The 8,979-nt window shown below is 73.8% G+C and carries 6 protein-coding genes and 1 tRNA gene; 4 read left to right on the top strand and 3 right to left on the bottom strand.

Annotation, left to right across the window (positions count from 1 at the left end):
• The coding region (locus JFN87_RS29730; RefSeq protein WP_209345062.1) for a S53 family peptidase at nucleotides 1–1,409 on the top strand (1,409 nt) is incomplete at its 5' end.
• Nucleotides 1,410–1,433: 24 nt separating this feature from the next.
• On the opposite strand, the gene JFN87_RS29725 is transcribed toward JFN87_RS29730, so the two are convergent.
• Complete coding sequence (locus tag JFN87_RS29725) at nucleotides 1,434–2,225, bottom strand: SAM-dependent methyltransferase (protein WP_209345060.1); 792 nt, start codon at nucleotides 2,223–2,225, stop codon at nucleotides 1,434–1,436.
• 156 nt (nucleotides 2,226–2,381) lie between these two features.
• Between JFN87_RS29725 and JFN87_RS29720 the strand changes: the two genes are divergently transcribed.
• Together JFN87_RS29720 and JFN87_RS29715 are read left to right on the top strand one after the other, a co-directional pair.
• Nucleotides 2,382–3,917, top strand: a complete 1,536-nt coding sequence (locus JFN87_RS29720; protein WP_209345058.1) for a PH domain-containing protein — start codon at nucleotides 2,382–2,384, stop codon at nucleotides 3,915–3,917.
• A complete protein-coding gene (locus JFN87_RS29715; RefSeq protein WP_307865645.1) occupies nucleotides 3,914–4,984 on the top strand; it encodes an HD domain-containing protein in 1,071 nt (356 codons plus the stop codon). The genes JFN87_RS29720 and JFN87_RS29715 overlap by 4 nt, the downstream gene beginning before the upstream one ends.
• 83 nt (nucleotides 4,985–5,067) lie before the next feature.
• Here the strand turns inward: JFN87_RS29715 and JFN87_RS29710 are convergent.
• Nucleotides 5,068–5,154: transfer RNA gene (locus JFN87_RS29710), tRNA-Leu, on the bottom strand.
• A gap of 231 nt (nucleotides 5,155–5,385) precedes the next feature.
• Complete coding sequence (locus JFN87_RS29705) at nucleotides 5,386–7,917, bottom strand: glycoside hydrolase family 2 protein (RefSeq protein WP_372449306.1); 2,532 nt, start codon at nucleotides 7,915–7,917, stop codon at nucleotides 5,386–5,388.
• Between the two features lie 284 nt (nucleotides 7,918–8,201).
• On the opposite strand from JFN87_RS29705, the gene JFN87_RS29700 reads away from it, so the two are divergent.
• Nucleotides 8,202–8,972 carry an ABC transporter ATP-binding protein gene (locus tag JFN87_RS29700; protein ID WP_209345056.1) on the top strand — a complete coding sequence of 257 codons (771 nt, stop codon included), beginning with the start codon at nucleotides 8,202–8,204 and terminating at the stop codon, nucleotides 8,970–8,972.
• Nucleotides 8,973–8,979: the final 7 nt, after the last annotated feature.

The raw sequence follows: 8,979 nt of genomic DNA, 5'->3' as shown, positions 1-8,979 counted from the left end.
CGCGGGTGCGGCGCGTCGTCGAGGCGGCCGGGCTGGCGGTCGAGGAGGTGCACGAGGGGTCGCGCCGGATGCGGGTGTCGGGGCGCGCGGACGCCGTCGGCGCGCTGCTGGGCACGGAACTGAGCGCGGCGCGGTGGACGGACGCGCGCGGGCGCGTGGTCACGCACCGCTCCCGCAGCGGCGCCCTGCGCGTCCCCGAACCGCTCGCCGGCACGGTGGTCGCGGTGCTCGGCACGGACACGCGGCCGCACGGGAGGCCGCTGCTGCGGGCGCGTCCGGCCGGCGACCGGGCGCCGCGCGAGGCCGCGGCGACCGGCGAGGGGCACGCGACCGCGTCGGTCGCCCCGGTCGCGTACACGCCGCCGCGGCTGGCCGAGTTCTACGACTTCCCGCCCGGCACGGACGGCAGCGGAACCACCGCCGCTCTCGTGGAGTTCGGCGGCGGCTACGACGAAGCCGAACTGCGAACATACTTCGACGAGTTGGGCACGAAGCCACCGACCATACGGTCGGTGAGTATCGCGGGCGCGGCCAACAGCCCGGGCGGAAACGAGAACGAGGACGGCGAGGTGCAGCTGGACGTCGAAGTGCTCGGCGCGCTGGCGCCCGGCGCCGACCTGGTCGTCTACTTCGCGCCCGGCACGGCACGCGGCTATGTGGAGGCCGTGTCCGCGGCTGTCCACGCCGACCCGACACCGACCGTGCTGTCCATCAGCTGGGGCGCGCCGGAGAACCACTGGACGGGTCAGTCCGTCGCCGCGCTCGAAGAGGCGCTCGCCGACGCGGCGGCGCTCGGCATCACCGTCTGCGCGGCGGCCGGCGACTCGGGCTACACGGACGGCGAGGAGGACGGGCATCCGCACCTGGACTACCCGGGGTCAAGCCCGCACGTCCTGTCCGTGGGCGGCACCACGCTGCGGCTCGACGGGCGGCTCGACGGACGGTTCGACGGGCGCGAGCCGGCGGAGACCGTCTGGAACGCGCTGGCCGCGGGCGGCGGTTCCACGGGCGGCGGCAGGAGCGCGACGTTCCCGCCGCCGCTGTGGCAGCGCGGCCAGGGCGCGCAGCGGCGCGGCGTGCCGGACGTGGCGGCCGTCGCCGACCCGTCGACGGGCTACCGCGTGCGGGTCGGCGGCAAGCCGACGACGCTCGGCGGCACCAGCGCCGCCGCCCCGCTGTGGGCGGCGCTGGCCTGCAGGCTGAGCGAGGCGCTCGACACCCCGCTCGGCCTGCTGCCGCCGCTGCTGTACGCGCTGGAGCCGCCGCCGCGTGCGCTGCGGGACATCACGGTGGGCGGCAACGGCCGCTACGAGGCCACGACGGGGTGGGACGCGTGCACCGGCCTCGGCACACCGCTGGGCGCGGCCCTCCTCGCCCACCTGCGCGCGACGCGTGACACCACGCCGTAAACAGCGCGCGCTCAAGACAACTTCCTAACGCTCCGGGACGCGTGCGACGCCGACGTAGAAGGAGCAGTCCTCCAACTCGGGAGCGGGGCCCGTCCTGTACCACTCGGTGGCCCGCACGAGGCCGGGCTCCTCCAGGTCGAGCCCGTCGAAGAACCGCGCGACCTGTTCACGGCTGCGGAGCGCGAGGGAGATGCCGCCGGACTTGTAGGTGCCGGACACGGTGGCCGCGAGGTCGGGGTGGAAGTCGGCCGTGCCCTGGGTGAGTACGAAGAAGCTGCCGGGCGCCAGCGCGTCGGTGAGGGCCCGCGCGATGGCGTAGGGGTCGTCGCCGTCCGGGATGAAGTGCATCAGCGCGATGAGCGACAGGGCGACGGGGCGGCTGAAGTCCAGGAAGGAGCGCGCGTGTTGCAGGATGACCTCGGGCTCGCGCACGTCGGCCTGGATGTAGTCGGTGGCGCCCTCGGGCGTGCTGATCAGCAGGGCCTCGGCGTGCCTGAGCACGATGGGGTCGTTGTCGCTGTAGACGACGCGGCAGGCGGGGTTGGCGCGCTGGGCGACCTGGTGCAGGTTGGGCTCGGTCGGTATGCCGGTGCCTATGTCGAGGAACTGGTCGATCCCCGACTCGGCCAGCCACGCCACGGCGCGGTGCATGAACGCCCGGTTCAGCCGCGCGTCCCGCGGCGAGTTCTCCGGCAACTGCCGTGCCACCTGGCGGTCCACGGGGTAGTTGTCCTTGCCGCCCAGCAGGCAGTCGTACACCCGGGCGGGATGCGGCTTGCTGGTGTCGACCTGGGTCTTCGGGATGCCTGTCGTCATGAACGGCTCCTGGTGCACGAGGGCGGTGGCGGCCTGCCGGGGGTGGCTCCCCCGGATCATCTCACCGCACACGCCGATCAGTTGACCGGCCGGCCCTGCCCGCTCCGGCCTCCCGGGGGTGGCGGGCACAACAGCGGTGATGGCAAGCTCCCGTACATGGCCGACACGAGCGTTGTGACCTGCAGACCTCCCCGCACCCGCCCGCTGTGGTTCCTGGCCGGGCTCGGGGCGGCGGGAGTGGTGGTGGCCGTGGTCGGCGCGGTGTGGTGGGGCGGGCTCGCGGTGGTGTGGGTGTGGGTGGGTCTGCTCGCCGTGCTGGTGGGCGTCGCGTGCCTGCACGGTGCCACAGCCGAGGTGCGCGCCGACGCGTACGGACTGCATTCACGAACCCTGCTCCGCCGGCGGCACACGCCCTGGCGTGACGTCGACGACCTGCGCGTCTACATGCAGCGCGGGCGCCACGCGGACATCCGCCGGGTCAGCGTGGTGCTGCACGACGGACGGACGCGGCCCCTGCCCCTGCCGCTGGACGGGCCGTCGGGCGACCGCAGGACCTTCGACGCGACACTGGCGGCTCTCCGCGACGTGCACCACCGGTACGGAGGCGGCCCGGAACCGGGCGACGTCGCCGTCATCACGTACCGCTCCGCCGGACGCGGCTCGGCCGTGTGGGCGGGCCTGTGCGTGCTGCTGCTCGCCGGTGCGTTCCTGGCCGCGTGGTTCGTCCCGTCCACCGAGTCGGAGCACGACGCGTGGCGGTCGGCCACGCCGTGCGCCGCAGGAACGCCCGCCGGCGAGCGCGCCGAGTGCCTGACCATTGTGCCGGCCGTGATCTCGCGGACCGAGGTCCACAAGGGCAAGGAGAGCAGCCGGCTGTACTTCGCGGGCGGCCGGCCGGTGGAGCGGCTCGATGTCTCGCGGGAAGGCGCCGAGGGGTTCGTAGCGGGCGACAAGGTCCGGCTGACGCTCTGGCGCCATCAGGTGAGGGAGGTCGCCGGGAAGCACTACGTGTGGCGCGAGTACTTCGCGGGCGGCGGGGACGTGGCCGTCATCGCGGCCCTGTGCGCGCTCCTCGCGGGGTACCCGGCCGCCATGGTGGTGATGCGGCTGCGCGGGCGCGGCCTCCCCGACGACGACGTCCTCCCCTCGGCCCTGCCGTTCGCGGGCGCGCTCGCCGGCACGGCCGTATGGCTGCTGCCGCTCTGCTACCTCCACCCCACGACCCTCATCTCCTCCCCGGTGGCGATCGCCTGGGGATCCGCGGGCCTGCTGGTCACGGCGGCCCTCGTCGTCTGGGCCTGGCGTGCCACCCGCGTCCAGGCGCCGGGCCGGGCTCCGGCGGGCCCGGCGGGCAGGAGCGCGGAGGAGGACGGCAAGGAGGTGGTCCTGGCCGCCCGCTTCCTCGACCACACCGACTACAACCCGTCGTGCTTCGGCAGCCACATCGTCTTCGGCGACGGCCCGCCCGCGGTGATCCCCCACCCGGGCCCCGGCCGGTTCGCGGCGCGGCCGATCCCGGCCGAACGGCTCACCGTCAAGAGCGTCCGGCGCGTCCGCGGCGGCGACGGGGACACCGTCCCCAGGAGCTGGCACATAGCCGAACTGGACGACGCGGGTAAGCCGGTACGCCTCGCGGCCTCACCGGCGAACCTGGACCGCGTCTTCCACGCGCTGGGCCTGACCGCACCGTGACCGGGGCAAGCGCCGGCACGCGCGCCGAGCCCCCGGTCCTGGGACCGGTACCCACCAGCGTCGCCGCCGTCTCCCGGCACTTCACCGACCCCCTGTGGGGCATCACCGTCCACCTGACGCCCGTGGAAGCCGACCTGCTGCACACGGCGCCGCTGCGGCGCCTGCACTTCGTGGCGCACGGTGGCGCCTCCGCGCTCACCACGCTGCAGTCGTACTCGCGTCTTGAGCACACGCTCGGCGTCCTGGCCCTGACCGCGCACTTCCACCCGGGGGACGAACTCCTGCGCACGGCAGCGCTTTTGCACGACATCGGGCACCTGCCACTGAGCCACACCCTGGAGGGCACGGCCGGCCTCGACCACCACAGCATCGGCGCCGCCCTGCTGCGCACCGACCCGGTCCGCGCCGTGCTCGGGAGGCACGGCATCGCCCCCGAGGCCGTCACGGCGCTCCTGGACGGAACGCCGCCGTCACCCCTGGCCGGCGACTCCGGCCTGCTCAACCTCGACCACCTCGACTCCTACGTGCGCAGCGGCCGCTCCGCCGGCCGGCTCGCTGTCGACCCGGCCCACCTGCTGGGGCGCCTGGGCCTCGCGGGCACGGCGGACACGGCGGTCACGACGGACCGCGAGACGGCCGGAACCCTGGTCGGCCTGGTACGCGCCGAGGCACAGTTGCACACCTCGTGGGACAACGTCGCTCCCACATCGGTGGCCAGGCGCCTGGCGCGCCAACTGCTCGACGGGACAGGTCTCGAGCCCGCCCGGCTGGCGCGCATGACGGACAACGAGCTGTGGTCGGCGCTGGACGCCCACCCGCCCACACGCCCGGAGAGCGCCATGCTCCGCGGCGAACCGCACCGGCTGCGGGTCGCCGTGGCGGGCACGGCCGAGTCGGGGCCGTCCGGGCCGCCGGGGGCGTCCGGCTGGGACTTCGCGCTGCGGAAGATCTACAGCTCAGCGCCGCTGGTGGACGGCCGACGCCTTGAGGACGCCGCCCCCGGCCTGGCTGCCGGCCTCAGGGCGCTCGACCTGCTGCCGACCACGTTCCGCGTCTGGTGGGCGTGAGCCCCGTCCGGCGCGCGGTGCGGCCCCGTGGCGGCAACCGGGAGTGACCCCGGCGTCGCCGTGCGCGCCCGGGGAAGGCGTGGTGGTGCCCGGAGCCGGACTTGAACCGGCACGCCCCCTGAGGGGCAGCGAGGTTTAAGCTCGCCGTGTCTGCATTCCACCATCCGGGCGTGGCGCGCGGCTCCGTGTTGGCTCACGAGCCTATCGGGATGCGGCAGTTCGACAACGGACCGCCAACCCGATCTTGTCTTATTTTATTGGAGTCTGAGGGGCCGTCAGCACCGGGGCCGGGCCATGGGCACATGCCGGAGGCCCGCGGCGCGGCCGGTGGTTCGCCGGGGCGCGTGCCGGAATGACGAGAAGTCGCCGCCCCGTGGCGCGGGCGGAGCGGGCGCCGGCCGTCACGCGTTTTCGCCGGCCGTGCGCGGCGCCTCGTTGACGCAGCGGAGCACGGACCCGGTCGTGAGGGCGGCCGGGTCGGCGAGGTCCGCGCCCGTCACGTGGAAGACGGCGCTCTCGCCCGGCAGCAGAGTGACCAGCATGTCGTCGACCTCCGCCGCCGGGTCGAGACGGTCGGGGAAGAGCGCCAGGTCCTTGACGAGGGTCTCGGCGCTCACACGCACCTCGTAGCCGCCGGGACCGGTCCGCGTCACGTCGGCCGTGTACCGCGCGGCCGGCAGCGCGGCCTCGGTGTCCTCCGCGTAGAAGTGGAGTGTGCGCGTCCCGTCGATCCTCGCCGTGAGGAGCGTGTTGTTCCGGTCGTCCGGCTCCGCGAGCGCGGCCGGGAGGTCGACGTGTGCGACGGAGCGCGGTGCCACCCGTACCCGGTGTTCTTCTTTGGCCAGAACCGCACCGTCGAAGGAGCGGGTCGCCAGCTTCAGCGTGCCCGTCCAGGTGTTCGGGGAGTCGTTGACGGCGTGCACGGCTCCGTCCCGCACGACCAGGACGCGGTCGGCGTAGGCGGCTCGCAGCGCGTACCAGAGCGGCTTGCGGCGGCCCGCACCGTCGACGGCCGCCCAGGACACCACGGGCCAGCAGTCGTTGAGCTGCCAGACGATCGTGCCCATGCAGGCGGGCGCGTGAGAGCGGAAGTGCCGGATCCCGAACTCCACCGCACGCGCCTGGTTGAGCTGCGTCAGCCAGTGCCAGGCGTCGAAGTCGCCGGCGGGTGGCTGGGGCAGGTGGTCGCCGAGTCCGCGCAGGAGCTTGCCCGCGCCGTCCTCCGCCTTCTGGTGGCGGGCCAGGAGCGGCGAGTCGGGGTGCAGCCCGGCGTCGCCGAGCGCCGCGCGCAGCGTCGCGTACGTCGCGGGGCCCTGGAAGCCGAACTCGGCGACGAACCGGGGCACGCGGTCCGCGTACGCGCGGTAGTCCACCCTGTTCCACACGTCCCACAGGTGCACCGTGCCGTGGTCGGGGTCCTGCGGCGGCAGGTCGGGATCGCCCGAGTACGGGGTGCCGGGCCAGTACGGCCGTGTCGGGTCGAGCGCGGCGACGATCGATGGCAGCAGATCGTAGTAGTAGCCGGCGCCCCACGTGCGCCCTGGCGGCAGTTCGTCGCGCCAGCCCCAGTCGGCGTGCCCCTCGATGTTCTCGTTGTTGCCGCACCACAGCACGAGGGACGGGTGCGGCGCCAGGCGGACGACGTTCTCCCGCGCCTCGGCCGCGACCTCGCCGCGCAGCGGCTGCTCCTCGGGGTAGGCGGCGCACGCGAAGGGGAAGTCCTGCCACACGAGCAGGCCCTTCTCGTCGGCGAGGGCGTAGAAGTCGTCGCTCTCGTACAGGCCGCCGCCCCACACCCGTACGAGGTTCACCCCTGCGGCGACGGCCTGGTCGAGGCGGTCGGACACGCGCTGGCGGGTGAGGCGTGCGGGGAAGCAGTCGTCGGGGATCCAGTTGACGCCCCGCGCGAAGAGGGGCTTCTCGTTGACGGAGAGGCGGAACGCGTCGGGGTCGAGGGCGACGGAGCGGAAGCCGGTGCGGCCGCGCCAGGTGTGGGCGGGTTCCGCGTCCTCCTCCTCTTCCTCGCCGGTCCCGGGGCCCGACCCGGTTCCGGTTCCGGTTCCGGTTCCGTCCAATGGGCAGCGCACCGTCACGCACACGTCGTACAGCGGTTGTTCGCCGTATCCGCGCGGCCACCACAGCTCGGCGTCGGGCACCGGCAGGTCGATGGACCCGTCGGTGCGGCCGCGCGGCACGAGGACCGTGGCGCGCGCCCCCGCGACCTCGACACCCACCTCCAGCGGCCCCGCGCAGCCGGGCGCGCGCTCCAGCTGGACGGCGGTGCGCAGCAGCGGCACCCCGTCGTCCGCGACGTCGGGCGCGAGCGACGCGGACGCGATCCGCGCGCCGCTCCAGGTCTCCAGCGCGACGGGACGCCAGATGCCGCAGGTCACCAGCGTGGGCCCCCAGTCCCAGCCGAAGTTGCAGGCCATCTTGCGGATGAAGGGGTACGGCTCGTCGTACGCGCCTGGCAGCGGGCCGAGCCGCTCGCGCAGCTCCTCCGCGTAGCTGTACGGCGAGGTGAAGCGGACGGTGAGGGTGTTGGTGCCGGGGCGCAGGTGGATGTCGACCGGGAAGCGGTAGGAGCGGTGCTGGTTGGCTGTGCGGCCGAGTTCGGTGCCGTTGAGGGTGACGGTCGCGACGGTGTCGAGGCCCTGGAACACGAGGTCGGTGCGGTGGCCCGCGCTCCTGGCCGCCGGCGGGGCGGCGAAGGTGGTCGTGTACGTCCAGTCTCCGCGGCCGATCCAGTCGAGCCGGGCCTCGTTGTCGCCCACGTACGGGTCGGGGATGATCCCGGCGGCGAGCAGGTCGGTGTGGACGCAGCCGGGGACGGTGGCGTCCACGCTCTCCGGGACGGTGTCCCGTCCTGGGACGCCGTCCCTGGGCAGGGCGAGGGTCCAGCCGGTCACCAGGGGTGTGGTCGTGAGGGGCACCAGGGGTCCTTCCGGGGGCTCAGACGCTGTGGGCTCGGATGCTGCGGGCTCGGACGCTGTGACGGAACGGTGCAGACGCCGCACCCAGGCTATGGAGGCATCGGCGCCCGCGGAAGATCGCCTCGGGGTGCCCCTCCGGGACCGGCGTCATACCAGAGACGTACGCGAGGGGCCGGTGTCCGCCCCGAGAGGGCCACGGGAACGAGCACGGGGACTGACGATCCGTGCGCTCGCCGCACCCAGGATGGTGCCTGTCCCCGTCACACCGACCCAGGAGCATCCCCATGACCATCTCCCCGTCCCTCGGACTCAAGGACGTCACCGCGGCGCGCGCCGCCGGTGTGTCGAAGGTCTACGGCGAGGGCGAGACACGCGTCGTGGCACTCGACCGGGTGAGCGTCGACTTCCGGCAGGGCGAGTTCACGGCGATCATGGGCCCCTCGGGGTCGGGCAAGTCGACGCTCATGCACTGCGTGGCGGGGCTCGACTCGTTCAGCGAGGGGTCGGTGCGGATCGGCGACGTCGAGCTCGGCACGCTGAAGGACAAGCAGCTGACGCAGTTGCGCAGGGACCGTATCGGGTTCATCTTCCAAGCGTTCAACCTGCTGCCGACGCTGAACGCCATCGAGAACATCACACTGCCGATGGACATCGCGGGCCGCACCCCCGACAAGGAGTGGCTGGAGCGTGTCATCACGATGACGGGCCTCGCGGACCGTCTGAAGCACCGCCCGGCCCAACTGTCCGGCGGGCAGCAGCAGCGCGTCGCCGTGGCGCGCGCGCTGGCGTCGAGGCCCGACATCGTCTTCGGTGACGAGCCGACGGGCAACCTGGACTCGCGCGCGGGCGCCGAGGTGCTCGGCTTCCTGCGCGACTCGGTGCGGCGCCTCGGCCAGACGGTGGTCATGGTCACCCACGACCCGGTGGCGGCGGGCTACGCGGACCGCGTGGTCTTCCTCGCGGACGGGAGGGTCGTGGACGAGATGTACGAGCCGACGGCGGACGGCGTGCTCGACCGCATGAAGGCGTTCGACGGCCGGGGCCGCGCGATGTGACGTTCCC

Origin of the sequence: Streptomyces montanisoli, assembly GCF_017813245.1 — a bacterium.
Classification (GTDB): Bacteria; Actinomycetota; Actinomycetes; order Streptomycetales; family Streptomycetaceae; genus Streptomyces; species Streptomyces montanisoli.
The sequence above is the reverse complement of the archived record's forward strand: the minus strand, read 5'-3'. Positions and strand labels throughout refer to the sequence as shown.

Excerpts from the sequence above, each read along its gene's own strand:
- JFN87_RS29725 (WP_209345060.1), bottom strand. The coding sequence starts at position 2,225 with ATGACGACAGGCATCCCGAAGACCCAGGTCGACACCAGCAAGCCGCAT.
- JFN87_RS29720 (WP_209345058.1), top strand. The coding sequence starts at position 2,382 with ATGGCCGACACGAGCGTTGTGACCTGCAGACCTCCCCGCACCCGCCCG.
- JFN87_RS29700 (WP_209345056.1), top strand. The coding sequence starts at position 8,202 with ATGACCATCTCCCCGTCCCTCGGACTCAAGGACGTCACCGCGGCGCGC.